21 protein-coding genes are annotated in these 25,921 nt (G+C 69.7%); 10 read left to right on the top strand and 11 right to left on the bottom strand.

Annotated elements, in window-relative coordinates; translation table 11 throughout:
- The first annotated feature begins 4 nt into the window (after positions 1-4).
- Positions 5-1,486: an SPFH domain-containing protein gene (locus tag AB0J58_RS06540; protein WP_364211115.1), complete on the top strand. Its 1,482-nt coding sequence runs from the start codon at positions 5-7 to the stop codon at positions 1,484-1,486.
- Positions 1,487-1,646: 160 nt separating this feature from the next.
- Positions 1,647-1,919, top strand: a complete 273-nt coding sequence (locus AB0J58_RS06535; protein WP_364211112.1) for a GlsB/YeaQ/YmgE family stress response membrane protein — start codon at positions 1,647-1,649, stop codon at positions 1,917-1,919.
- 358 nt (positions 1,920-2,277) lie between these two features.
- On the opposite strand, the gene AB0J58_RS06530 is transcribed toward AB0J58_RS06535, so the two are convergent.
- Positions 2,278-3,081 (bottom strand): TetR/AcrR family transcriptional regulator, encoded by an 804-nt coding sequence (locus AB0J58_RS06530; RefSeq protein WP_364211109.1) that lies wholly within the window; start codon positions 3,079-3,081, stop codon positions 2,278-2,280.
- 86 nt (positions 3,082-3,167) lie between these two features.
- On the opposite strand from AB0J58_RS06530, the gene AB0J58_RS06525 reads away from it, so the two are divergent.
- Entirely contained in the window at positions 3,168-4,112 is a 945-nt protein-coding gene (locus tag AB0J58_RS06525) for an ATP-binding cassette domain-containing protein (protein ID WP_364211106.1), read from the top strand.
- The gene (locus tag AB0J58_RS06520; RefSeq protein WP_364211103.1) at positions 4,109-4,927 is read left to right on the top strand and encodes an ABC transporter permease; all 819 of its coding nucleotides are present in this window, start codon (positions 4,109-4,111) and stop codon (positions 4,925-4,927) included. Before AB0J58_RS06525 ends, AB0J58_RS06520 begins: the two co-directional genes overlap by 4 nt.
- A 156-nt stretch (positions 4,928-5,083) precedes the next feature.
- Here the strand turns inward: AB0J58_RS06520 and AB0J58_RS06515 are convergent, their stop codons facing one another.
- The 4 genes from AB0J58_RS06515 to AB0J58_RS06500 form a co-directional block, all read right to left on the bottom strand.
- Complete coding sequence (locus tag AB0J58_RS06515) at positions 5,084-5,986, bottom strand: leucine-rich repeat domain-containing protein (protein ID WP_364211100.1); 903 nt, start codon at positions 5,984-5,986, stop codon at positions 5,084-5,086.
- Between the two features lie 806 nt (positions 5,987-6,792).
- Positions 6,793-8,850 carry a glycosyltransferase gene (locus AB0J58_RS06510; protein WP_364211097.1) on the bottom strand — a complete coding sequence of 686 codons (2,058 nt, stop codon included), beginning with the start codon at positions 8,848-8,850 and terminating at the stop codon, positions 6,793-6,795.
- Positions 8,851-8,913: 63 nt separating this feature from the next.
- Positions 8,914-10,083, bottom strand: coding sequence for a UDP-N-acetylglucosamine 2-epimerase (non-hydrolyzing) (wecB, locus tag AB0J58_RS06505; RefSeq protein WP_364211094.1), 1,170 nt, complete (start codon positions 10,081-10,083; stop codon positions 8,914-8,916).
- Positions 10,084-10,132: 49 nt separating this feature from the next.
- Positions 10,133-10,579: a hypothetical protein gene (locus AB0J58_RS06500; protein WP_364211091.1), complete on the bottom strand. Its 447-nt coding sequence runs from the start codon at positions 10,577-10,579 to the stop codon at positions 10,133-10,135.
- Here AB0J58_RS06500 and AB0J58_RS06495 point away from each other — a divergent pair.
- From AB0J58_RS06495 to AB0J58_RS06475, 5 genes are all read left to right on the top strand, one after another.
- A complete protein-coding gene (locus AB0J58_RS06495) occupies positions 10,572-12,167 on the top strand; it encodes a glycosyltransferase family 4 protein (protein WP_364211088.1) in 1,596 nt (531 codons plus the stop codon). The two genes, AB0J58_RS06500 and AB0J58_RS06495, sit on opposite strands and share 8 nt — an antisense overlap.
- Positions 12,168-12,296: 129 nt before the next feature.
- Complete coding sequence (locus AB0J58_RS06490) at positions 12,297-13,562, top strand: nucleotide sugar dehydrogenase (protein ID WP_364211085.1); 1,266 nt, start codon at positions 12,297-12,299, stop codon at positions 13,560-13,562.
- A gap of 19 nt (positions 13,563-13,581) precedes the next feature.
- Positions 13,582-14,670 carry a glycosyltransferase gene (locus tag AB0J58_RS06485; RefSeq protein WP_343961613.1) on the top strand — a complete coding sequence of 363 codons (1,089 nt, stop codon included), beginning with the start codon at positions 13,582-13,584 and terminating at the stop codon, positions 14,668-14,670.
- 60 nt (positions 14,671-14,730) lie between these two features.
- Positions 14,731-16,542, top strand: a complete 1,812-nt coding sequence (locus AB0J58_RS06480; protein ID WP_364211081.1) for a DUF4434 domain-containing protein — start codon at positions 14,731-14,733, stop codon at positions 16,540-16,542.
- 19 nt (positions 16,543-16,561) lie between these two features.
- Positions 16,562-17,230: an NUDIX domain-containing protein gene (locus AB0J58_RS06475; protein WP_343961618.1), complete on the top strand. Its 669-nt coding sequence runs from the start codon at positions 16,562-16,564 to the stop codon at positions 17,228-17,230.
- A 94-nt stretch (positions 17,231-17,324) separates the two neighbouring features.
- Here AB0J58_RS06475 and AB0J58_RS06470 read toward each other — a convergent pair whose 3' ends face one another.
- The gene (locus AB0J58_RS06470; RefSeq protein WP_364211078.1) at positions 17,325-17,948 is read right to left on the bottom strand and encodes a Uma2 family endonuclease; all 624 of its coding nucleotides are present in this window, start codon (positions 17,946-17,948) and stop codon (positions 17,325-17,327) included.
- Positions 17,949-18,010: 62 nt separating this feature from the next.
- Here AB0J58_RS06470 and hisC point away from each other — a divergent pair, with 62 nt between their 5' ends.
- On the top strand, positions 18,011-19,072 hold the full coding sequence (hisC, locus tag AB0J58_RS06465; RefSeq protein ID WP_364211075.1) for a histidinol-phosphate transaminase: 1,062 nt from the start codon (positions 18,011-18,013) through the stop codon (positions 19,070-19,072).
- 78 nt (positions 19,073-19,150) lie between these two features.
- Here the strand turns inward: hisC and AB0J58_RS06460 are convergent, their stop codons facing one another.
- The 5 genes from AB0J58_RS06460 to purD form a co-directional block, all read right to left on the bottom strand.
- On the bottom strand, positions 19,151-20,092 hold the full coding sequence (locus AB0J58_RS06460; RefSeq protein WP_364211072.1) for an EamA family transporter: 942 nt from the start codon (positions 20,090-20,092) through the stop codon (positions 19,151-19,153).
- A gap of 219 nt (positions 20,093-20,311) precedes the next feature.
- Entirely contained in the window at positions 20,312-21,601 is a 1,290-nt protein-coding gene (locus AB0J58_RS06455; protein ID WP_343961626.1) for a GTP cyclohydrolase IIa, read from the bottom strand.
- Between the two features lie 225 nt (positions 21,602-21,826).
- Positions 21,827-23,095: a UDP-N-acetylglucosamine 1-carboxyvinyltransferase gene (gene murA / locus AB0J58_RS06450; RefSeq protein ID WP_030916131.1), complete on the bottom strand. Its 1,269-nt coding sequence runs from the start codon at positions 23,093-23,095 to the stop codon at positions 21,827-21,829.
- 244 nt (positions 23,096-23,339) lie between these two features.
- The gene (locus AB0J58_RS06445; protein WP_343961630.1) at positions 23,340-24,374 is read right to left on the bottom strand and encodes a hypothetical protein; all 1,035 of its coding nucleotides are present in this window, start codon (positions 24,372-24,374) and stop codon (positions 23,340-23,342) included.
- Between the two features lie 172 nt (positions 24,375-24,546).
- On the bottom strand, positions 24,547-25,779 hold the full coding sequence (gene purD / locus AB0J58_RS06440; RefSeq protein ID WP_364211067.1) for a phosphoribosylamine--glycine ligase: 1,233 nt from the start codon (positions 25,777-25,779) through the stop codon (positions 24,547-24,549).
- Positions 25,780-25,921: the final 142 nt, after the last annotated feature.

Here is a 25,921-nt window from a genome sequence, read left to right as displayed (position 1 = left end):
CGCGATGCCTACGGAGTACTTCGTCATCGGGGGCGTCGTCATCGTCGCCCTTTCTGTCATCGTCCTGCTCTTCAAGGCCATCTGGCGGGTGGCCGAGCCCAACGAGGCGCTGATCATCTCCGGGCTCGGCGCCCGGGGCAGGAGCGAGGAGGCCGACAGCCTGGGATTCAAGATCATCACAGGCAAGGGCACCTCCGTGCTCCCCGGATTCCAGACCGCGCGCCGCCTGCGCCTGGACAGCCGGGCCGCCAACCTCCAGGTCTCCTGCGTCACCCAGCAGGGCATCCCGGTGGTGGTACGCGGCGTCGTGATCTACAAGGTCGGCGACGACCTGCACTCGATCGCCAACTCCGCCCGCCGCTTCCTGGACCAACAGGACTCGATGAACGGCGCCATCCACGAACTGTTCACCGGCCACCTGCGATCGATCATCGGCAACCTGACGGTCGAGGACCTCATCCTCAACCGGGAGCGGCTGACCGGCGAGACCCGCGCCTCGGCCGCCGACGAGATGATCAAGCTTGGCCTGATCGTCGACTCCCTGCAGATCCAGGAGATCGAGGACGAGACGGGCTACATCACCAACCTCGGGAAGCCGCACGCCGCCAGGATCGCCGCCTCGGCGCGCATCGCCGAGGCCCAGCGTGACCAGGAGGCCACCGAGGCAGAGCAGGTCGCCGCCGCCAACAAGGCCGCGGCCTGGCGCGACTCCCAGATCAAGCAGGCCGCCTACCAGGCCGAGATCGACGAGGCGCTGGCCAGGTCCCGCCAGGCGGGGCCGCTGTCGGAGGCGTCCGCCCGCCAGGAGGTCGTCGTCCAGGAGACCCGTGCCGCCGAGCTTGAGGCGGCGCTGGCCGAGCAGCGACTGCAGGCCCAGGTCCGCAAGCCCGCCGACGCCAGGGCGTACGAGACGGTGACGGCCTCCCAGGCCGAACGCGACGCCCGCATCGCCCAGGCCGAGGCCGAGGCCCGCGAGACCGAGCTCCGCGCCGCCGCGCAGGCGTCGCAGGTCAAGCAGGCGGCCGCGGCCGAGGCGGAGTCCGTGCGGCTGCGCGGCCTCGCCGCCGCCGACGCTACCAAGGCCACCGGCCTGGCCGCCGCGGAGGCTTCCAGGGCGCAGGGACTCGCGGAGGCCGAGGCGGCCAAGGCGAGGGGCCTGGCCGAGGCCGACGCGATCCGGGCCCGTTCCGAGGCCCTCGCCGACAACCAGGAGGCGGTCATCGCCCAGCAGCTCGCCGAGAACTGGCCGCAGATCGTCGAGGCGGGGGCGAAGTCCTTCGGCAACGTCGACCACATGGTCGTTCTCAACGGCGCCCAGGGTGTCGAGGAGATGCTGGCCAAGGCGCTCACCCTCGGCGGCACCGGCCTCGGACTCGTCCGCTCCCTGCTGAGCGGCGCCACCCCCGGCGTCCCCGGCGTCCCCGCCGTTCCTGTCGGTGACCCGACCGGCGAAACGCCGGGAAAGCCAGTCGACCGGGTCTCCTGACACCGGGATCCTCCGGGCGATGATCGCCGGTCGGAACCCGTATACGACCACTTCACAACAGGATCGTGACCCACGGCCAGTAATTCGGGTCACTCCGTTATGTGTTGTTCGTCTTTCCCAGGGCATACGCCTGGCAGCTGAGCAGACAGGAGCGTGGAACATGACAGTCACCGGCATCATCACCGCCATCGTCATCGGCGCCATCATCGGTGCCCTGGGTCGGCTCGTCGTGCCCGGCAAGCAGGCCATCCCGATCTGGCTGACCATCGTCATCGGTATCGTCGCCGCCCTCATCGGCACCGCGATCGCCGGAGCGCTCGGAGTCGCCACCACGTCGGGCATCGACTGGATCGAACTCGTCATCCAGATCGCCCTGGCAGCGGTCGGCGTCATCCTGGCGGTGAGCCTGTACGGCAGGCGAGGCGTCCGGTAACCAAGTCCACCCGTGCCCGGGGCCGGGTTCCCGGAAAAGCCGGGAACCCGGAGACCAGCGCCCCGGCACCCACGACACCCCCCGGCCCGGAGTCCTCGGGGCCGGGGGGTGTCGTCGTGTTCCGTACCAGAGCACCTCCCGCAGATTGTCATGATCTGTCGGTGGAGGTACTCCGTTCCTTGGTCCGTGGCCCATTCAGCCACCGCCCTGGCCTTCGCTGATCTCCCATCCGCCAGGTCGGCCACGGCCCGGTTCGCTCAGACCGAGAAATCGTCAAGACCTGTGGATCGGGGGTCGACGAGGTGGGGTGCGGTGATCGCGCGCCGGCGGTCCTGGGCCGACTTCGGCAGGGAGTTGATCACATTGCGGGTCTCGTGAACCCGGCACCCCTGGTGGCGAGCGTCGGGGAATACCCCTCTCGGTGCGCCGAGGTCGGAGGCTCGGCCGTTGACGGGAGGGCCGCGGCGATGCAGTCGAGGACGCGCTGGAGCCCGTGCCGGAACTGGTCGTCGCGGCTCAGGTGCAGCCGGCGCGCCTCCGTCACGATCTTGCTGAAGATCGGATAGTCCCCGCTCTCCAGCAGCTGGTGGACGCGCGGGGAGCTCCGCACCATCCACTCCGACTCGCTGAGCCCGCTGCGGCGGACCTCCTCGGCCCAGCTGATCTCCTCGCGGACGGCGCCCTCGACATAGCCGTTCAGCATGGCCATGAGGCCGAGGTTCTCGTCGATGGAGACGTGCGGGTCGAGGGCACCCATCACCCGTTCGATCAGGCGCAGCTGGTTGGGGCCGAAGCTGGGGAGTGACCGCTGCACGGTGACGATCCACGGGTGCCGCAGCCACATCGCCCGCAGCCCGTCGGCGTAGCGGGTCAGATCCGCGCGCCAGTCGCCGGAGGGCATGCCCTCGACGTCGACCTCGCCCTGCAGCCGGTCGGCGATGAGCTCGACGAGGTCGTCGCGGCTCGGGACGTACCGGTAGAGGGACATCGCGCCGGCGCCGATCTCGGCGGCGATGCGGCGCATGGTGGCGGCCTCCAGGCCCTCGGCGTCGGCGATCCGGACGGCCGCCTCGGTGATCTGCGCGCGGCTGTAGACCGGCTTCGGCCCGCGGGTGGGGCGCTCGGGCCGCATCCAGATGTTCACGTACTCGGCGTCGGTCACCGTTCCACCCCCTACTTGCGTACATAGTACCCAGTGGCTTAGCCTGGCCGCCATACCGCGTACAACGTACCCAGTTGGAGGGGATCATGTCTGATCCGATCGTGGTCGCCGAGGGGCTGTACAAGTCCTTCGGCGACACCCATGCGCTGCGGGGTTTGGACCTGAGCGTTCCGAGAGGAACGGTCTGCGGCGTGCTGGGGCCCAACGGCGCGGGAAAGACGACCGCGGTGCGCATCCTGGCGACCTTGTCCGATCCCGATGCCGGGCACGCCCGCATCGCCGGATACGACGTCGTCCGCGAGGCCGGCAAGGTGCGCGCCAGGATCGGGCTCGCGGGCCAGTACGCCGCCGTGGACGAGAAGCTCACCGGCCGTGGCAACCTGCGCATGTTCGGGCGCCTCTCCCACCTGTCCCGGCGCGAGGCGCACCGGCGGGCCGACGAGCTGCTGGAGCGCTTCGGCCTGACGGACGCCGCCGACCGGCCGGTTCTCGGCTACTCCGGCGGCATGCGGCGCCGACTCGACCTGATCACCTGCCTCATCCTGCGCCCCCAGGTGCTCTTCCTGGACGAGCCCACCACCGGCCTGGACCCGCGCAGCCGCGGCGAGATCTGGGACAGCATCCGCGAGCTGGTGGCCGACGGCAGCACAGTGCTGCTCACCACGCAGTACCTGGACGAGGCCGACCAGCTGGCCGACGACATCGCCGTCGTCGACCACGGGCAGGTGATCGCCACCGGCACGCCCGATGAGCTGAAGGCCACGATCGGCGACCGCCTCGACGTCACCCTCGAAGACCCCGCCGCGGTGCCTGCGGCGATGACCGTGCTGAACACCCTCACCGGCACCGATCCCACGGCGACGGGCGCCGACCGGCTCAGCGTCGCCCTGCCCGGCGGCCGCCTCAGGCTCGCCGACATCGTGCGCGAGCTCGACCGCGCCGAGGTCGCCGCCGCCGACGTGAGCCTGCGCCGCCCCACCCTCGACGAGGTGTTCCTGCGCCTCACCGACCGCAAGGAGACCGTGCGATGACTGTCCTCACCTCACCACTGGGCCGCCTGCGCTGGACGCTCACCGACGGGCTGACCCTGGTCGGCCGCGAGTTGAGCCGGCTGCGGCAAGAGCCTGGGCAGGTCGTCGCCGCGCTGGTCTTCCCGGTCATCATGGTGGTGCTGTTCGGGTACGTCTTCGGCAGCGCGATCCAGGTGCCGGACGGCGGCGACTACCGCGAGTACCTCATGCCCGGCCTGTTCGCGATGGTGACCTTCTCCGCGTGGTTGGGGGTCATGGGGCGGATGGCCACCGATGCCTCCCGCGGCGTGACGGACCGCTTCCGCTCCATGCCGATGGCGCGCTTGGCGGTGCCGTTCGGGCAGACCGGCGCCGACCTGCTGATCGGCCTGCTGATGCTGGCCGCCATGGTGACCACGGGCCTGCTGGTGGGCTGGCAGCCGCACCGCGGCCTGATCCCCACCGCCGAGGCGTTCCTGCTGATGACGCTGCTGCGGTACGCGCTGAGCTGGGTGGGCGTCTACCTGGGCCTGGCGGTGAAGGACGAGCAGGTCGCCGACGCGATGGTGCCGCTGGGCCTGCCGATCACGATGCTGTCCAACGCGTTCGTCCCGACCGACGGCATGCCCGCCTGGTTGCGGTTCATCGCCGACTGGAACCCGGTGAGCGCGCTCACCGCCGCCTCACGGGAGCTGTTCGGCAACCCGGGCGCCCCGTCCGGAGACGTGGCCTGGCCACTCGCGCATCCGGTGACCGCCGTCCTGCTCTGGTCGGCCGCGCTGCTGGTGATCTTCGTCCCGCTGTCGCTCCGCGCCTACACGCGCACAGGACGCTGACCCCCAGGCACCCGCGACCGCCTTGTTCTCCTCCAACAGTTCTCCGTCTCCGGCGCGCCGTCAGAAGACCGTTGCCGTGCATCGCATGCCGACAGGACCCAACGGGTCACATCACGAACAGGTCGCTCGTGTACCGCAGGTTGGCCGGCGGGGTCATCAAGAGCCGTGGCCTGGTGGGGCCGGTGGAATTCTCTGACCCCACCAGCCCCAACGCTCCTCATAGAAGACACTCAGTAGGAGCCTGGTGCCCTCGCTGAGGGCGGGAAGGTCGCCCAGCCAATCGGGCAGAGCGGTCAGCGGGTTATCGCTCACACTGAGCTCGGTGAGGGCGGTGAGATTGCCCAGCGACTCGGGCAGAGCGGTCAACCGGTTACCGCCCACACTGAGCCTGGTGAGGGCGGCGAGGTTCCCCAGCGACTCAGGTAGAGCGGTCAACCGGTTAGCCCCTAGGCAGAGTTCGGTGAGGGCGGCGAGGTTGCCCACTGACTCCGGCAAAGCGGTCAGCTGGTTACCGGTCAGATCGAGCACGGTGAGCTCGGTGAGGTTCTCCAACGACTCCGGCAGAACAGTCAACTGGTTGTTGCCCAAGTAGAGCCACCAGAGCTCGGTGAGGTTCCCCAACGACTCTGGCAAAGCGGTCAACTGGTTGTTGTCCAGGCAAAGCTCGCTGAGCTTGGCGAGGTTCCCCAATGACTCCGGCAAAGCGGTCAGCCGGTTACCCTCCAGGTGGAAATAGTCGAGCTCGGTGAGGTTCTCCAACGACTCCGGCAGAACGGTCAATTGGTTGTCGCTCAGATAGAGCCATCCGAGCTCGGTGAGGTTCCCCAACGACTCCGGCAAAGCGGTCAACTGGTTGTTGTCCAGGCAGAGTGCGGTGAGGGCGGTGAGATTCCCCAGCCAATCGGGCAGAACGGTCAGCCGATTATCGCGCAGGTAGAGATCGGTCAGATGGGTGAGATCGCCGAGCGATTCCGGCACCGTGTCCAGGTCGAGCCCGGACAGGTCCAGCGTGGTCGATCCCTCTCGCAGGCACCTGTCGATCCGCTCGTCAGCGGTCATCGAGCCGTTCCCGGTCTCCGGCAAGGTCCCTCTCCTCGTCGTCGCTCGGATGCCCGGTCGCCTCGGGCGCGAGGGGCGAGGGGCGAGGATGAGGCTACGGACCGGCGCTGGGAACCCGCTTGGAGGGGGCTGAGGACCGGCTTGTGGATGGGACGTCGATGTCGGCGAACGCCAAGCAAACGGTCTCGACCGCGCGCACGAGATCAGACGGACCTGACGGACCCGGCCCCCTCTCCAGCTGGCCCACCCGGCCGGAACTCCCCTTCCGAGGCGTACCCCTCCCTCCGGTCACAGCGACGATCCGAGTCGCGATCTGAGCCGCGGTCTAAGCCGCGACGCGCCCTGTCAGACAGCTACATTCGCCCCCGACCCAAACCATGACCCGCAACGACAAGCCGCAGCGAACCGACCAGCGCCAGCGAATCACAACGGGCCCGATGAACTACGGTGAGCCCCCCTGCGCTCCTTCCCGCACCGCTGCTTCAGCTACGGCGACGGACCCGGAACGATCCCCGTACGGATTGCTTCAGCGTCGAAGAGCCCGATGGGCGGCCCGCAAGGAAGCGACTACGGCCCGTAGACCGTACGGCGGGACAAGGGGTGCGCGGAGGTGGGTGGGTGCTCCGGGCGGCTTATAAGAATCCGCGACCACCGCGCCCGCCGGGCCGGAGGCCCGAATCCCCAGACCCGCCACCAACGACGGCCGCCCGGAGCACCCACCCACCGGAGCGCGAACACGTCCCCGCAAGAGAACACGTCCCGTCATCGAGCACGCCGGAAACCCTCGCGACGCCCCGGCCGGAAAATCAGATCATCACATGCGCGTCCGGATGCCCGACAAAAGAGAACTGCGCATTACGAGTGAGCTTGATGTCGTCGGCCTGCCAGGTGTGCATGCCCGCGTCCCCGCTGCGCCAGTAGACGAAGTTGAACCGGTCCGCGGAGTAGATCTTGACCCGGTCCTCCTTGAGCCGGCGGACCAGGCGGGTGTCCTCGCCCCGGGTCACGTCCTCGAAGCCGTAGTGCCGGAACATGTCCGCCCTGCCGAGGAAGGTGCCGCCCTGCACCAGGAAGGCGTAGCGGTGCTCCAGCCCCGGCAGGCGGAGCATCGTGGTGTTGCTGCCCTCGAAGTAGGCGTAGTGCGCGCCCTTGCCGACCAGTTCGGCGTCGGAGTAGTCGAAGGCGCGGGCCAGGTCCGACAGGTAGTGCTCGCCGTACAGGTTGTCGTCGTCCATCTTGGCGATCAGCTCGCCCTCGGCGGCGGCGATGCCCAGGTTGAGGCAGGCGCCCAGCGACAGTGACGAGTCGGCGGGCAGCACCACGACGTCGGTGATCCCGGCCATCCGCGCCTTGTCCGCCACCACGACGGGGTCGATGTCGAGCCCGTGCAGGACCATGACGAGCTGGACAGGGCGGTGGATCTGCTTGGCCACCGAGGAGATCGCGTGCTCGATCTGGGCGGCCCGGTTGGTGGGCAGCACCACCGAGATCGACCGGGTCCGCCGCTGCACCGGCTTGCCGAGGATCTCCAGGATCTGGTCCACCCGGTGCGAGAACAGGTGCTTGTCGAAGACCTCGCGCATCGCCAGGTGCCCCTGGCGGGCGCGCAGCTCGGGGCTGTTGATCAGGTGCAGGACCTGGTTGTACGACTCCAGCTCGTCACGGGCGATCGGGATCAGCGACCCGAAGGTCTCCTCGATGGCCCGCGACCAGCCCGAGACGATCGACGTCGAGCAGGCCGACAGCTCGAAGACCCGGCGGGCGCACATAGTCGGCGAGTCGAGTACCGAGTTCACGTTGAGGAAGACCTTGTACATCTTGTACGCGGCCAGCATCTGGTCGTACGGGAGCTCGCCCACGATGTGCGGGACATACTCGGCAGGCCAGGCGTACTTCTCGTCCACGGTCCCATTGCGCGCGAAGATGTGCAGGCCGAGCTCGCGGATCGGGGCGAGGACGGTCTCCATCTGTTCGCGGCGCTCGGGGTGCTTGTCCCTGAAGTACATGCCGGCGAAGACCACGTCGTTCAGGCGGCCGCGCTTCTCCTGGATCGGGTTGTGCACCCGGGGTTGTGCGGCGAACTGCAGCACGTCGACCCGGTCGTGGCCCAGCACCTCGCGGTAGCGGGGGACCATGTCGCCGTCGCAGGTGAAGACGTAGTCGAACAGCTTGGCCGTGTCGATGAAGAAGTCGAAGTTCGGCGGGTCCTCCTTGTTCCAGAAGACCGTGGGGATCCCCTCGACGCGGCACCAGTCGATCAGGGCGCGCAGCTCGGGCTTGGGGGCGTTCGTCCCGGTCATCTGGTAGCGCCAGCGGCCCTGGTTGCCGTGCCAGGCCGACTCCACGAACAGCAGCTCGGGACGGCGCTCGGCGAAGATCTCCGGCCAGTCGCGGAGCCCGAACTCGATCTGGTCCCACTCGTACTTGAAGGCCATCCGGGAGAAGTCGTCCAGGATGACCGCGACCTTCATGTCCGGACGGACGATCGGGCCGACCGGCCACTTGACCTGCGGCACGTCGACCACGGGCCCCTGCCGGTCGAGCTCGGCGACCACCTCGGCCACCGGGCGGGGCGGCTTGGGGCCCCTGCGCGTCTGCATCGCGGAGCGCAGTTTGCCCGGCAGTGCGGTGACCCCCGATCCCTTGGCCGCGGTCAGTGCCTCGGCCACCCGGTACGGGCGCTGCACCTTGGTCGACTCCAGCTTCCACTGCGCGTAGTCGGCCTTCGCCTCGGCGATGGCGAGCCGCCGCTCAAGGTCCCGGACACGCTCCTCGAAGCGCTCGACGACCTTGCGCTCCTCGGGCAGCCAGTTGATCGGCCCAAGACGCTGGAACTTCGGCTCTTCGGGGGTCTCTTCGCTCATGGGGGATCGCCTTTGTCCGGGGTCGTGCCAGGCTACGGCCTAAGCCGTGCCGAAATAGCCGTTTTAAAGTGATTTGGGCGGTACGGATTGCCCGGCCGGGGAGAGATTGCCGCCGCGCAGCCAGTTCTCGATCACCCGGGCGATCCGGGGACCGGCCTTGCCGTCCCAGAGCGGGGGCAGCTCGCCGGAAGGCGTCGCCGCGCCGTCCGCCAGTGCCAGGTCGGCGGCGGCGGGCAGCTGCGCGGGGGTGACCAGCCGGTTGGTGCCGTGCGTGATGGTGATCGGCCGCTCGGTGTTGGGCCGCACGGTGAGGCAGGGGACGCCCAGCATGGTCGTCTCCTCCTGCACGCCGCCGGAGTCGGTGACGACCAGCGTCGCGCCCCGCACCAGCGACAGGAAGTCCACGTAGCCCAGCGGGTCGATGATGCGCAGGTTCTCGGTGTCCACCAGCCCGGCCTCGGCCAGGCGGGTCCGGCCGCGCGGGTGCAGCGGCACCACGACCGGGAGGCGCTCGCTCACCGAGAGCACCGCCTCGACCAGCTCCTTGGCGGAGGCGGGGTCGTCGACGTTGCCGGGACGGTGCAGGGTGGCCACCCCGTACCGCTCGGGAAGGCCGAGCCGGGAGCGGACCGGGGCCGGGTCGAGGCGGTCCAGCGCGGAGAACAGGCTGTCGATCATCGGGTTGCCGACGAGGTGCACCCGGGCCGGGTCGACACCCTCGGCGGCCAGGTAGGAGAGCGCGTCGGGAGAGGTGGCGAAGAGGATGTCGGACAGCGCGTCGGTGACGATCCGGTTGACCTCCTCCGGCATCTCCCGGTCGAAGGAGCGCAGGCCCGCCTCCACGTGCGCGGTCGGCACGTGCAGCTTGGCGCACACCAGGATCGCGGCCAGCGTCGAGTTCACGTCGCCGTAGACGACGACCAGCGTCGGCCGCTGTTCGAGCACCACGTCCTCAAGGCCGACGAGCAGCGCCGCCGTCTGGCGGGCGTGCGAGCCGGAACCGACGGCCAGGTTGGCGATCGGCTCGGGGAGACCGAGGTCGGCGAAGAACACGTCCGACATGAGCGCGTCGTAGTGCTGGCCGGTGTGGACGATGCCCTGCCGCACGCCCAGTTCGGCGAGCGCGCGCACCACCGGAGCGGCCTTCACGAAGTTGGGCCGTGCGCCGAGCACGTGCAGGACAAGGGGATTCTCGGGGCCCTGAGCAGCGCCCGGACCGGCAAAGTCCCTCATTGACCTCGCCTTTCATGCGGCAGTGGGGCAAACCTTGCCTATGGTACGGTCACGGCGTGGTATCCGATGCCAACAGGCCAGACTCCCCCTCGGTTCCCGCGAAGGTTCCCGCGAAGCCCTCGGCTCCCGAGAAGCCCTCGGTGCCGGCGACACCCGCCACATCGGTGACGCCTCCGGCCGCCGAGCCTGACGCGGAGCCGGTGGCGACCTCGGGCACGGCGACGGCCCCGGAGGCGGAAACGCCCTCCGAACCGGAGACGACCGCGGCCGTGGAACTGCCTCCGGCCGTGGAGGTGCCCACCGAGCCCGCCCCGCCGCCGAGTGCGGAGACGCCCCCGGTCGTGGAGACGCTTCCCGGTTCGGACACGCCCCAGGCGTCGGCGACGCTCCCCGCTCCGGCGACGCCCCCGGACGGTGGGAAGGCCCCCGCGGGGCCGGTGTCACAGGCTCCGGTGTCGGCGAAGTCGGCCAGGGCCGGCCTGCGCGGGTTGATCAAGGGTTTCGTCCAGCATCCGGTGATCGTCTCCCGGGTCGTGGCGACGAAGGTCAAGTCCGACCCGGTACGCGTGGCACAGGCGGCGGCCGAGACGCTCCCGTCGAGCGTCCGTCCCATCGTGGGCCGGTTCGCCTGGCCCGTCGCGCGCCGCGCCAAGATCGTCGTTCGCAAGCTCGGCATGCGCATGGTGAAGGGCCCGTGGACCGAGGCGAAGGAGCACTTCGACGCCGGCCGGATGAGCGAGGCCGCCGAGGTGCTCCAGGCCCATACCCGGTACCCCTTCATCAAGCGCCGGGCCGCCTACTACGCCGGAGAGCTGGCCTCGATCCAGCCGAACCCGATCCCGCCCAAGGCGAAGGTGATCGTGGGTGAGCGGTTCGGTGGCCGGGTGCTGCACTGCGTGACCAACGCGCTGCCGTACACGCAGGCCGGATACACGGTTCGCACGCACCGCATCGTCACCTCGCAGAAGGCCGCCGGGCTGGATCCGCACGTCGTGACCAGCTGGGGCTGGCCGATGATGCAGGGCCACGCCGACGCGACGCCGTACGAGGAGATCGACGGGATCCCCTACCACCGGCTGCTGCCGAGCGGCGAGGTGCCCTTCGAGAGCCAGGGGCGGATGATCCGGGGCGCCGGAGAGGTCACCGAGCTGGTCAGGACCCTGCGTCCGCAGGTGCTGCACGCCGCGACCGACCACCGCAACGGCTCGGTGGCGCTGGCGGTGCGCGAGCGGACCGGCACGCCGATGGTCTACGAGGTCCGGGGCTTCCTGGAGGAGACCTGGGCCTCCCGCGACCCCAAGCGCATCGGCAGCCAGCGGCACGTGCTCCAGCGCGACCGCGAGGCGTTCATCATGCGCTCCGCCGACGCGGTGGTCACCCTCGCCGAGACCATGGCAACCGAGATCGTCGAGCGGGGGGTGCCGAGGGAAAAGATCTACCTGGCGCCGAACGCGGTCGACGACTCGCTGCTCAGTGCCGAGTACGACGGTGCGGCGTTCCGCGCCGCCTACGGCATCGAGCCCGGTGACGTCGTCATGGGTTCGGTGTCGAGCATCGTGGCCTACGAGGGTTTCGCCACCATGATCAACGCCGCCGCGCTGCTGCGGGACGAGGGCGCGCCGGTCAAGATGCTGCTCGTCGGCGACGGCGTGGAGCGGGCGGCACTGCTGGAGCAGGTCGAGGAACTGGGGCTCGGCGACATCGCGATCATGCCGGGACGGGTCGGCCCCGACGAGGCGCTGCAGGCCCAGTCGGCGATCGACATCTTCGTCTGTCCCCGAGAGGACCTGCGGGTCTGCCGACTTGTTACGCCATTGAAACCGGTCGAGGCGATGGCTCTCGGCAAGCCGGTCGTGCTGAGCGACCTGCCCGCCCTGTCGGAGCTCGTGGGTTCCGACGGCGCCGGGCTTCTGGTGCCGGCGGGAGACCCCGAGGCACTGGCCAAGGCGATCGCCGGACTACGTGACGATCCGGGGCGAAGGGCCGAGATGGGTGAGGCTGGACGGGCAGAGGTGGCCGCGAAGCGTACGTGGAGCCGCATCGCGGAGACGTACCGTGATATTTACCGATCCATTGCCGGTTAATGACCTTGTCATGGCACCGGGGATACCTGCCGTTTGTGATGCGTTCAATCGCATTAGGCGTAGCTCGTTCGGACTTGAGATAGCCTTTGCGACCATGAAGTGTTGTTTCCGGCGTTCCAAGGTCATCCAGTGACTGCCTACGACCTGGCCATCATCGGTCTGGGCTACGTCGGCATGCCCCTGGCCAAGGAGGCCACGGCAGCCGGTCTGCGGGTCATCGGCTTCGAGGTCGACCCCGTCAAGATCGCTGCTCTCAACGCGGGCAGGTCCTACATCGACGACCTGACCGACGCCGACCTTGAGCACATGCTGGCGGGGGGATTCACCGCCACGGGGGACGAGTCCGTGCTGGCCGACAGCCGGACCATTGTCATCTGCGTGCCGACCCCGCTCGACGAGGACCACCGCCCCGACCTGTCCGCGGTCGAGGGCGCCACCGGCACCGTCGCACGTAACCTTCGCGCGGGCTCGCTGGTGGTTCTGGAGTCCACCACCTGGCCCGGCACCACCGACGAGGTCGCCCGCCCCATCCTGGAGGAGGGCTCCGGCCTCACCGCGGGCACCGACTTCCACCTCGCCTTCTCGCCCGAGCGCATCGACCCGGGCAACCCCAAGTACGGCCTGCGCAACACACCGAAGGTCGTCGGCGGCTACACCTCCGCCTGCAAGGACCGCGCGGTCGGGTTCTACTCCCAGTTCATCGAACAGGTCGTGCCGGTCAGCGGCACCCGCGAGGCCGAGATGGCCAAGCTCCTGGAGAACACCTACCGCCACGTCAACATCGCCCTCGTCAACGAGATGGCGATCTTCTGCGACGAGCTGGGCGTCGACCTCTGGGAGTCGATCGAGGCCGCCGCCACCAAGCCGTTCGGCTTCCAGAAGTTCCTCCCCGGACCGGGTGTCGGCGGTCACTGTATCCCCGTCGACCCGTCCTACCTCTCCTACACGGTGCGCAAGCTGGGCTATCCGTTCCGCTTCGTCGAGCTGGCCCAGGAGATCAACGAGCGGATGCCGTCGTACGTGGTGGCCCGCGTGCAGCGCCTGCTCAACCGGCACAGGAAGCCGGTCAACGGCTCCAGGGTGCTGTTGCTCGGTGTCACGTACAAGCCCGACATCGCCGACGAGCGCGAGACCCCGGCCCTGCCGGTCGCGCGGGCGTTGCGGGAGCTGGGCGCGGAACTGGTCTTCACCGACCCGTACGTCAAGGACTGGCGGGTCGACGGAGTCCAGGTGCCGCGCGAGGAAGACCTCGCCAGGGGAGTCGTCGAAGCCGACGTGACGCTGTTGCTCCAGCAACACGCCGCCTTCGACCTGTCGATTGTCGAGGACCAAGGCAAGCTCGTGCTCGACACCCGAGGCGTGCTCGCCGAGGGTGAACGCGTCGAGCGGCTCTAGCGACGAAGGGCTGCGCGCAGTGCACGTGCTCGTCATGACCGTGGTGCATCATCCCGAGGACGCCCGGATCCTGCACCGGCAGATCCGCGCGCTCGTGGACGCCGGTCATGAGGTCACGTACGCGGCCCCGTACACGGCGCGGGGCGTCATGGCCCGATCCTGGGTGAACGGCATCGACCTTCCCCGTGCCGCCGAGCGCAAGCGGCTGTCGGCGGTGCGCGCCGCGCGCAAGGTCTTCAAGCGCATGCGCGGGCAGGTGGACCTGGTGGTCATCCACGACCCCGAGCTGCTGCTCGCGGTGGTGGGGGTGCGCAAGCGGCCCCCGGTGGTCTGGGACGTGCACGAGGACACTCCGGCGACGCTGTCGCTGAAGCCCTGGCTGCCGGCGTTCCTCCGCCCGCCGGTGCGCTTCATGGCCCGCCTCCTCGAAGGCACCGCCGAGCGATACCTGCACCTGCTGCTGGCCGAGACCGCCTACGCCGGACGGTTCCGCCAGGCCCACCTGGTGGTGCCCAACGAGACCTGGGTGCCCGACGAGGTGACGCCGCCGGGTGACGACCGCATCGTCTACCTCGGCTGGCTGTCGGAGGCGCGCGGGGTGCGCGAGGCCATCGAGGTGGCACGGCTGCTCCAGCCGTACCGGGTGGCGGTCGAACTGATCGGCTACGCCGACCCGCAGTCGCGGCCGACGCTGAACGAGGCGGTGGCGGAGGGTGTGCTGGAGTGGCGCGACTTCATGCCCAACGACGAGGCGCTCAAGCGGCTCGACGGCGCGCTGGCCGGCCTCTCCCTGCTGCACGACGAGCCCAACTACCGGCACTCCATGCCCACGAAGATCGTGGAGTACATGGCCCACGGCATTCCGGTGATCACCACTCCCTCGCCCCGCGCGGTGGAACTGGTCGAGCGCTACGACAGCGGCATGGTCGTGCCCTGGCGGGATCCCAAGGCCGTGGCCCAGGCCGTGCTCTTCCTCCGCGACGACGTCTCGGCGAGGCATGCCCAGGGCGCTCGGGGGTATGCGGCGGCCCGTGCGAACCACCACTGGCCCAACTCGGCCCGTCGTTTCGTCGCCCAGCTGGAGGCGTGGGCGGGCGTCAAGAGCTGATTTCCGGTATGACAAAGCTCCTTATGTCTGCCAGATCACAAGAACGGTAGTGTCCTGAACGTGCGCTGGCTCATCGCTTTCCTGGGCGTGGCGATCCTCGCGGGAGTGGCGGCGTTCGTGATGATCACGCCCGTCGAAGACGGCTCCCCGACCAGTGGGAGCTCGCCGCTCTCGCCCTCCCCTTCGGTGCCGGTGCCGGTGGCGACCGAGTTCACCGACCCGTGTGGAACGTTCGACACGGCCATGGGGGCGCCGTACGCGATCACCGGCTACTGGCTCGTCCCGACCGCCGACCACTGCACCTGGCGACGGCAGTTCGCCGCCATCCACAAGGTGGGCGGCGACACCGTGATCCGGATCGGCTGGGGCCTGCAGGCCCGCAACGTCGACGACGACGGCCGGATCCTCGACCGCGAAGGGAAGATCGATTCCCGCTACGAGCCGTGTGAGGAGAACGGGGTGCCGTGCGTGGCCGCGGCGGAGAACGACCTCAAGGCCGCCAACCCGGGCAACCGGGTGAGCTGGACGTTCGTCTACCGGACCGATGAGGCGTTCGGCTCCCAGCTCTTCCGCTGTCCCGAGTTCGAGCGGAAGATCGTCACGCGGAAGACCGTCTTCTACCGGATCGTCGCCACCGACGACGGCAGCGACGACGCGAGCTGCGAGAACATCAGGGGCAAGGGGCGCGGCTACCACGTGATCCTGATCGCGGGCGCGCACGAGGACAGCCTCACCGAGCTGCTCGACCTCGGTGACCAGTTCGGGGTGAAGGTGTTCCCCGCGCTGCCGCTGGCCCCCCGCGACCCGGCGCAGCAGACCCGGGCCGCCAAGCAGGGCACGGACACGCTCACCACGCTCACCCGGCGCATCATGCAGGACTACGGTGCCCGCTTCCGGGACCGGCCCTCGCTGGGCGGCTTCTACCAGCCGTTCGAGCTGCAGATGCGGGAGATGAAGTACACCGGCGAGTCGGACGACGACCACCCGACGCTCAAGATGTACGCCTCGCAGCACCAGATCGTCGAGCAGGAGATGCCCGGCAGCCCCGTCCTGGTCAGCCCCTACCTCGACGCCCGCAAGGACAAGCCGTTCAGCGCCACTCCCAAGCAGGTGGCCAGGGGCTTCGAGGCCCTGGTCAGAACCGGAGTCGGGATCATCGCGCCGCAGGACAGCCGGGGAACGGGGAAGGTCGGGCTGTTCTGGCCCGACCAGCGCGAGGAGAAGGCCGACAGGCGGCTGTGGCCGGTCGTCGGGGAGAAGCGCAACGGCGACGCCTACCACGGCTCGACCCGCGACTACTACCGGGAGATGTCGACCGTCCGGACGGAGATGGCCGAGCGGGGCCACAACGTGGAACTCTGGGCCAACGTCGAGGCGTTCGAGCCGTCCGGAGAGGAGACCTGCGCGGCCGGGTACGACAGGGGGAGCACCGACAAGGAACGGCTCGACACGGCCGTGGCGCAGGTCGGACGTTATGTCTCCAAGGTCGTCTCCTACATGTGGAGCGACTTCTACACCTGCGGCTCGCCCTCCCTCGCCGAGGAGATCGCCCGTGACTGGAACCGGCCCATCGCGGCCGACGCGGTCCGCATGCGACGCGACATCCAGGACGGCATGGAGGTCCGCGGTTACAACATGCCCATGGGCTCCAAGGTCACGATCACCTGGGAGGGGCAGCAGGAGCCCCGTGTCGTCGACGTGGCCGGGGTGAACCTCACGGACATGCCGCCCGGTCTGCCGGTGCGGATGGAGACCGCCTGGATCCCGTTCGACTGGTCCCAGGTGCCCGAGGACACCTGGGTCAAGGTCTCGGTCGCCGCGGCCGACGGGCGTGCCGCCTCCGAGCCGTTGCACGTCCGGGTGAGGCTCTGACCGGTGTAACGTGCCTGCCATGGTTCCGCGCATTCCCGTCAGCGTGGACCTGGTCGTCCTCACGGTGCGTTTCCAGGCGCTGTGCGCGCTCGTCTGGCGGCGCGACAAGCCGCCGTACGAGGGACGCTGGGCCCTGTCAGGCGGCTTCATCCATCTCGACGAGGATCTGCCCGCCGCGGCGGAGCGGATTCTCGCGGAGCGGGCCGGTCTGCCGGGCGCGCCCGTGCACCTGGAACAGCTCCAGACCTACGGCTACCCCGACCGCGACCCGCGCCAGCGCGTGCTGAGCGTCGCCTACCTCGGTCTCGCCCCCGACCTTCCGGCCTCCACCGAGGCGCACATGAGCTGGCAGCCGGTCTCCTCGCTACTGCGCGAGATGGCCTTCGACCACCGGCGCATCATGGTCGACGGGATCGAGCGGGCCCGGGGCAAGCTGGAGTACACCCCGCTCGGCGCGGCCTTCTGCCCGCCGGAGTTCACCGTCGCCGAGCTGCGCCGGGTCTACGAGATCGTCTGGGGCCGTGTCCTCGACCCGCGGAACTTCCACCGCAAGGTCACCAAGGCCGAGGGTTTCCTAGTGCCCACCGGTGACACCACCACCCGTGACGGCGGCCGCCCGGCCAAGCTCTACCGCCGCGGGCCCGCCACGATGCTCCACCCTCCGATGCTCCGCTCCCTCAAGGACTGACGGCCCTCTCCGGCGTGGTACGCCGGGGATCTCTGCCTGGGTCTCCGCGGCACCCGCCGGGCTCCAGGAAGGACCTCACCGGCCTGCCGACCGGTCAAGGCCGAGGGTCGCCGATCTCCGTCAGATCGATGTCGATGTCGTAGGGGAGACCGAGCTTCAGCCGGTTCTGGTGAACGCCGGTGAGTGCGTACACCCCGGTCACCGGGTTCAGTTCGTAGACGTGGACGCTGGGGCGGCCCTCGACGTTCTCGATCCGCCAGAAATGGGGGATGCCGGCCTCGGCGTACATCTGGGGCTTGCGGTTGCGATCGCGTTCCTCGGACTCCTCGGAGACGACCTCGATGGCGAGCAGCACGTCTTCCGCCTCGTAGAAAGTCCGCATCATGTCGGAGGGAGCATGTGCGTGCAGGATCACCAGGTCTGGCTCCGGCCGTTGGCGTCGCCCCAGTTTCACCGTCATCTCCCGCTCCACCCGAAGGTGGGCGGGTGCCGTCCGATCAAGCTCTCTGTGCAGGAGGAAGAGCACGAGAGCGTGAAAACGGGTCTGGGGGCTCACGAACACGAGAGTGCCATCGATCAGTTCCGTATGAGGAGGGATCCCCGGAAGCCGGTCGAGGTCATCGGCGGTAAAGCCCTCTATGGGGGGGATCGCCCAGTCGGGGATGGGCTCGACGTCGGCCAGCGGTGCGATGCTCATGTCGTCCTTCCGCTCGGGCATGCCTCTCACCTCCAGTCTTACAGGATGATGCCTCATCCGCCCGCTGCTCATAAAGTAAGGCCATGCCTCGTTTCCGCGCGATCCTGGACACAATGCCCCCTTACCGGGCGGGCAAGGCCGTGGTGTCCGCCGACGGCCGGTCCTACAAGCTCTCCTCGAACGAATCCCCCTACGAGCCGCTGCCCTCGGTCGTCGAGGCGGTCGCCAGGGCCGCGGGCCAGATGCACCGCTATCCCGACCCGGCCGCCACCGGGCTGACCGAGGCGCTCGCCGAGCGGTTCGGCGTGCCGGCCGAGCACATCGCGCTCGGCGCGGGCTCGGTGACGGTGGCCCAGCAGCTCTTCGAGACCGTGAGCGAGCCGGGCGCCGAAGTGATCTACGCCTGGCGGTCCTTCGAGGCGTACCCGCTCCTGGCCGATCTGGCGGGGGCGACCTCGGTGCGGGTCCCGCTGCTGGGCGAGGGGCACCATCTGGAGGCCATGGCCGACGCGATCACCCCGCACACCCGCATGATCTTCGTCTGCAACCCGAACAACCCCACCGGCACCGTGGTCCAGGCGGCCGAGCTGGAGGCGTTCCTCGACCGGGTTCCGCAGGACGTGCTGGTCGTGCTCGACGAGGCGTACCACGAGTACGTCAGGGACGCCGGGGTCCCCGACGGGGTCGGCGTCTACCGCGACCGGCCGAACGTGGCGGTGCTGCGCACCTTCTCCAAGGCGTACGGCCTGGCCGGGCTCCGGGTGGGCTACCTGATCGCCGCGGAGCCGGTGGCGTCGGCGGTCCGCAAGGCGACCGTGCCGTTCGCGGTCAACCAACTCGCCCAGGTCGCGGCGATCGCCTCGCTGGCGGCCGAGGAGGAGTTGCTGGAGCGGGTCGAGGTCGTGGTCAAGGAGCGCGACCGGGTCCGCGGAGCGCTCGTCGCCCAGGGCTGGACGGTGCCGGCGACCGAGGCCAACTTCGTCTGGCTCCGGCTGAACGAGCACACGCTCGACTTCGCCGAGGCGTGCGCGGCCGAGGGCGTCGCGGTGCGGCCCTTCGCCGGCGAGGGCGTCCGTGTCTCCATCGGCGAGCCCGAGGCCAACGACACCTTCCTGGCGGTCGCCGCGGCCTTTCCGAGGGGCTGACCGCCTCGCCGCGGCGTTTCCGGCACCGGCAGGGAGCGCCGCGGCGGGATGACCACCGCGTGAGGGCGAGCCCGCGGCCTACACGGTCGCGGGCTCAGGGCCGGAGACGGGTTCCGGCTTCCTGCGCCGCTCCGTGGAGACCACCAGGGCCACGCCGAGGACGATCACCAGGCCGCCCGCGATCATCGAACCGGTGACCTCCTCGCTCAGTACGAGGGCGCCCAGCACGACCGCCACGACCGGGTTGACGTAGGCGTAGGTGGAGACCAGCGAGATCGGGGCGTTGTTCAGCAGCCACACATACGCCGTGAAGCCGACCAGCGACCCGACCATGATCAGGTAGGCGAGCGCGATCCACGACCGGGTGGAGACGTCCGCGAGGTCGACGTGCTCGCCCACCACGGTGGCGGTCAGGGCGAGTCCGACGCCGCCGGCGGCCATCTCGACGGCGCTCGCGGTGAAGGGGTTCGCGGGCATCGGGATGCGGGAGGTCAGGAACGAGCCGACCGACCAGGACAGCGACGCCAGCAGGATGATCACGATTCCGGTGCTGTCGGCCGCGCTGCCCCCACCGGTCAGCGAGAGGACCGCCACACCGCCGAACCCGATGAGCACCCCGGCGAGCGTCAGTACCTGCGGCCGGTCCCTGAACAGGACCCTGAAGATCACGAGCCAGAGTGGTGTCGAGGCCACCAGCAGCGCCGCCAGTCCGCTGGAGATGTGCTGCTCGGCCACGGCGACCATGCCGTTGCCGCCGTTCAGCAGCAGCAGGCCGACCAGGGCGGCCCCACCGGCCTCCTTCCAGGTCATCCGGAAGGACTCGCGCCCCTTCAGCAGGCGCACCGCGACGCCGAGGACGAGCGCGGCCGTGACGAAGCGGATGGCGCCGCTGAGCAGCGGGGGCATCGTCTCGATCACGATCATGATCGCGAGGTAGGTGGATCCCCACACCACGTACACGATCGCCAGCGCCCCCCAGACGAGGAGCGCCTTACGGCTGTCAGCACTGTCATGACGCATAGCTCGTGACAATACTGGCAGGGCCCGACATATCGCACGCGGGGTTCGGTCCCCTCCGCCACGCTGAGATCGACGCTCGCGGCCTGGCGGACCCTCGCCGCGCCGGGGCGGGCGGACCGTGCCCCCGCCGGTCGCGCCACGCCGAGCCGGACGGGCCGTGACCTGGGAGGTTCCGCCGTCCGGGTGCGGCGGAAGCCTCCAGGTCGAAAGGCGGAGGGCTCAGCGGGTGCCGAGCTTCTCCACGATCAGCCGGTACAGCTGGCGGGGACGGCCGGGCTGCGGCGTCCGGTTCGGCGGAAGCGGCCACGCGAGTCCCTCGTCTACCAGCGTGCGCAGCAGTCGCCGTGCCGTACGCGGGGTGACGCCCAGCATCTTGCCCGCGCCCTCCGCGTCCACCACCGTGTCCCCACCCTCAAGCTTGGCGGCCAGCCGGGCCAGCACCTCCACACCCTTGGGCTTCAGCGGTCCCGTGCCCTGGGGAGGCATCCTGGGAGCCGGGATCAGTGCCCTGCCCTCGCGGTCGACCGCGAAGCCCTGGGCCTGCTTGCCCGCCTGGGTGCGCGCCAGAGCGGCCCTGGCGTGCGACTCGGCGTCGTGGGTGGTACGGCCCATGCCGACGCCGACCTCGACCGCCAGGCCGAGCTCGTCGCGGACCCGCGCGGCGAACGGCAGGACCCGGAACCCCTCGGTGGCCGAGGCCACCGAGCCGCGGGTCGCGGTGACCATGTAGCTGTGATCGTCGACCGCGGTGACCGACGCGTTGATCCGGTTGGCCTCCTGCACCAGCAACCGGTGCAGGGAGAGCCGGAGCTCGTCGCGCCAGTAGCGTGGCGCGGCCCGGCGGACCGGCTCGCGCAACGTGGGCACCTCCACCAGGACCACGGTGAGTTGTGACTCCTCCAGCCGGTGGTGCGCGCCGAGCAGCGCCGCCGTGTGCAGCGCAGTACGCACTGCGGCGGAGGTGGGGCGGATCCTGACCACGGGCACCCCTGCCGTCTGAAGGCGGTCGGCGACCGCGGGCAGGCAGGTGAGCGCCCCGCTCGTGCTGCCCTGGCGGGCGAGGCGTTCATGGAAGGCCGCGATCGTGCCGGTGGCGCCCGGCTCGTCGCGGCTCTGCACGTCCCCTGAGGGAAGGCTCAGATCGCTATAGGCCTCCTCGACCTCTGCTCTGCTCAGGATGTCGATGCTGACCCTGCGCGGGTCTATCCGCTCGTCCAACGCGGCCCTCGCCAGCGCGGCGATCAGCGCGGCGCCGCCGAGCTGGACATACGTCGCGGGCATCGTCAGCACCCCCGATCGCCGGGCCAGGTCGTAGGGGACCGGGCTGGCGAACAGACATGCGTCCACCCCGGCTCCCAACCGAGTGACCTTGTCCGCGGCCTCCTGCTCGTCACGGTATGCCGCCGCCACCAAGCGGCAGGGTAATGGGGCCGCCGCGTGCCCCATCAACATCACCCGTTCAACGAGGTCATGGGGGCCCACCACACCGATGGTGAGGTCTGGTGTCATGGCACCCGGGCGTGACACTCGTGGCGCTTCTTCGGCCCGCTCGACCAATGTTCGTCCCATCATGCCGTCCGTTTGTTTTCGGCTCTCTTTTGGAACGATCGCTTGTGAGGGCCGTAATGTCACGCCCGATTTGCGGCCAATTCCGGAAGCTGCTTCCGGGTTAAACCCATGACTGGCATCGTTTACACAGGTCAGCGCGGTTTTTGAGCAGCTCAAACCCGCTGATTATGATGCTGAAATCTCTCGGCGCACATCGCCGCCCAGGGCCTGCATGCGCTCGGCCAGATAAGAGTGCCCGCGGTCGATGAGATATCCCGATCCGATCACGGTCTCCCCTTCGGCGGCCAGACCCGCGAGCACGAGGGCGATTCCCGAACGCAGGTCGTGAGCGGTCACCTGTGTTCCAGTGAGCGGAGTCGCACCACGAACCACGGCGCTGTTCTCTTTCACTTCAATATCGGCGCCCATTTTGTTCAGTTCTGAGGCCAGAGCGAAACGACCGTCGAAGATTCGTTCATGAATGTAGCTGGCGCCGTCGGCGAGACAGGCGACCGTCATGATCGGCGACTGCAGATCGGTGGCGAAGCCGGGATAGGTGTCGGTGATCACATTGATCGGACGCAGCGGACGATCCCTGCGCACGTGCAGCACCGCGCCGTGGTCGGCGAACTCCACCCCCATCTGCTCCAGCTTGTAGCGGACCACGCCGAGGTGGTCCAGGTCGGCGCCGACCAGGTTGACCTCTCCGCCGGTGACGGCGGCGGCCATGGCGAACACGCCCGCGTCGAGGCGGTCCGGCATCACGGTGTGCTCGACGGCCTGGAGCTCCTCCACGCCCTCCACGGTGATGAACCCGGTGCCGCCGCCGCTGATCTTCGCGCCCATCCGGGTCAGCATGTCGATCACATCGAGGACCTCGGGCTCCAGCGCGGCGTTCTCGATCACGGTGGTGCCGCGTCCGAGGGCGGCGGCCATGATCAGGTTCTCGGTGCCGGTGTGCGAGGGGGTGTCCAGGTACAGGGTGGCGCCGGTGAGGCCCGCCGACTTGACGTGGATGACCGCGTCACCCTCGTCCACGATCGCGCCCAGGCGCTTGTAGCCCAGATAGTGGAAGTCGAGGTTGCGGCTGCCCAGGTTGCAGCCGCCCACGCCCTCGATGATCGCCTCGCCGAGGCGGTGCAGCAGGGCGGGCACGAACAGCACCGAGCCGCGGAAGCGCCGGGCGATCTCCGCGGGCAGCACCGGGCTGCTCAGCGTCGAGGCGTCGATCACCAGTGTGCGCTCCGCCTCGTGGAGCTCGACCTTGGCGCCGACCGTCTCTGCCAGCTCGACCGCACGCCGGACGTCCTCGATGATGGGGACGTTGCGCAGGACCGTGCGACCTTTGGAAGCCAGCAGCGCGGCACCGATCATGGGCAACACGGCGTTCTTGGCACCCTGGATGAAGGCGGTTCCACGAAGTGGGTTGCCACCGCGCACGCGGTAACGGACCATGCGTCATGCTCCTTGGAAGTGTTCTGGGTAACTCGTGTGGCGCGAGGCGGCAGCCGAGGTTATCGGCCAACAGTAGCCGTTGAATGCCCCTGAACCGGCCAGTTCGAAGGTGAACTGCCCCTGAACCGGCCGATAAGTCATCTGCCGCCGTCGTGTTGCCCGGCGACCACGCCCTCGCCTGCGGTTTCCGGGCTCGCGGGTGCCACTGCGGGGCGCGGCACCGGGAGCCCCCGGGCCTCGGATGCTACCTGCCCTTCGTGTTCACCGCGGTGGTGAGCGGGGAGGCGGCCGACAGGAGATTGTCGGCCCGCTGGTCCACGAAGCGGGTGACGACCTGCTGTCCGTACCCGAACGCCATCGCCCAGACCAGGATCGCGGGCTGCGAGCCGAGCCCCGCGAAACCGGGCACGAAACCCGAGTTCAGGATCAGCAGCCCGAGCACGGCCGTGGCCACCCCCGCGGGCGCCTTGAGCAGGTTCTGGACGACGGCCAGCGAGTAGCGGGTGGACAGCTCCGAGCGGGTCGACAGCGAGGCGGCGGTGGCCAGCGCCGCGCCCAGCATGCCGATCAGGGCCACCAGCGGGACGTCGCCGTGGCCGGGCCGCAGGCCGCCGGTCGGGCAGATCTGGGCGGGCATCAGCCCCTGGGTGCGGATCACCGACTGGTCGCCGCACATCGGGATGACGTCCGGCCAGATCGCACCGATGACCACCACGCTCAGCACGATCAGGGAGAGCATGACCACCCCGCCGAGGAGCAGGTTGCGGAAGCTGCGGACCCGCCCGGTGTCCATCGCCTGCGCGGTGTACGCGGCCCGCAGCACCGACTGCATCAGCGGCCGGTCGTTCTCACCGAGGTCTCCCGCCGCCAGCCTGGCCTGGAGGTGGACAAGCCGGGGGTCGTCACCGGGCAGGTAGGCCCGGCCGATCGCGACCACCTCCGGCGCCCGCCCGCACAGCTCCGCCACCGGCAGCACGCCGTACAGCATCACGGTGGCGCTGTTGACGTTGGACCAGGCGCCCTCGATGGCCTGGCCGGTCAGCCAGCGCCGCACGCCGTGCCTGCTGCGCGCGTACGCCTGCGCGCGGGCCAGGTGCGTGCCGATGCCCTCGCCCGCCGAGACCAGCCGGCCCGCCTCGTCGCACATCGTCAGGGCGCGCTCGGCGTCGGCCCTGATCTCCTCGCTCCGGGTGGCCACGTAGACCCGCCAGGTCCCCGGCCAGCGCAGCACGCCGGTGTCGCCGATCCGCTCGGCGGTCAACGCTGGATCAAGCGACATCGTTCCTCCGGGGGGCGGAGTCGGCGCGGGGTCGGCGCGGGGTCGGCCTGGGCTGGGCGCCGACTGCCCCAGGCTTATCGCGACATGCCGATCAGGCGCTACCCGAATGCGGGCCGGTGCCCCGGCCTTCGGCCGGGGGGGCGCGTCAAGCCTCAGGAGGGCCGTGCCGCCTTCAGAGGGCGCGGCCCGCGATGTCGGTGCGGTGGTGCGAGCCGCGCAGCCGGATGTGCTCCACCGCCTCGTAGGCCGCCGCCCGCGCCGCGGGGACGTCGGGCCCGGTGCCGACCACGCTGAGCACCCGGCCGCCGTTCGAGACGATCCGGTCGCCGTCCAGCGCGGTGCCCGAGTGCAGCACGTAGGCGTCCTCGACCGGGTCGGACAGCCCTTCGATCACGTCGCCCTTCACCGGATCCGCCGGGTAGTTCTCCGCCGCGATCACCACGGTCACCGCGGCGCCGTCGCGATAGGAGAGCGGCCCGAACCGGTCGAGCGTCCCGTTCGCGCAGGCGAGCAGCAGGCCCGCGAGGGGCGTCTGGAGCCGGTCCAGCACGACCTGGGTCTCCGGGTCGCCGAACCGCGCGTTGAACTCGATCACCTTCGGGCCCTTGGAGGTGAGGGCCAGCCCCACGTACAGCACCCCCGTGTACGGCATGCCACGCCTGGCCAGCTCGGTCACGGTCGGTATGACGGTCTCGGCCATCACCTGGTCGGCGAGGTCGTCCGGGGCCCACGGCAGCGGCGTGTAGGCACCCATCCCGCCGGTGTTGGGGCCCTGGTCGTCGTCGTAGGCGCGCTTGTGGTCCTGGGCGGGCTGGAGCGCCACGGCCGTGGCGCCGTCGCAGAGCGCGAACAACGAGACCTCGGGGCCGTCGAGGAACTCCTCGACGACCACCCGCTCGCAGGCGGCGGCGTGCCGGAGCGCCTCCTCGCGGTCGTCGGTGACCACCACGCCCTTGCCGGCGGCCAGGCCGTCGTCCTTGACCACGTACGGGGTGCCGAACTCGTCGAGCGCCGCGGCGACCTCCTGGGGCGTGACGCAGCTGTGGGACCGCCCGGTGGGCACGCCCGCCGCGACCATGACGTCCTTGGCGAAGGACTTGGAACCCTCGATCTGGGCCGCCTGCCGTGAGGGGCCGAAACAGGGGATGCCGGCCTGCCTGACGGCGTCGGCGACGCCGGCGACCAGCGGGGCCTCGGGGCCGATCACGACCAGCTCCGCCCGGAGCCGCTCGGCCAGTTCGGTAACCGCGGCCGGGTCTGTCGGTACCACCGGATGCAGGGTCGCGACCTGCGCGATACCCGCGTTTCCGGGAGCACAGTGAACCTCGGTGACCTGGGGGTCCGCCGCCAGCGACCGGCACAGGGCGTGTTCACGCCCGCCGGTTCCAATCACAAGAACGCGCACTTGTCAGAGCCTATCGTCCCCGCTGATCGTCCCTCGGGCCGTGTCCGGCACGCCCGGGTTTCGCCGGTGCCCGAACCCCCAGGGTTATCCACAGCCTGTGGATAACCCTGGGGGTTCGGGAGGTGTCGATACGCATGAGAGG

The organism is Streptosporangium sp. NPDC049644 (assembly GCF_040675205.1).
GTDB classification, from domain to species: Bacteria; Actinomycetota; Actinomycetes; order Streptosporangiales; family Streptosporangiaceae; genus Streptosporangium; species Streptosporangium fukuiense.
Note: the sequence above shows the minus strand (reverse complement) of the source record. Positions and strands in the feature narration are given on the sequence as shown.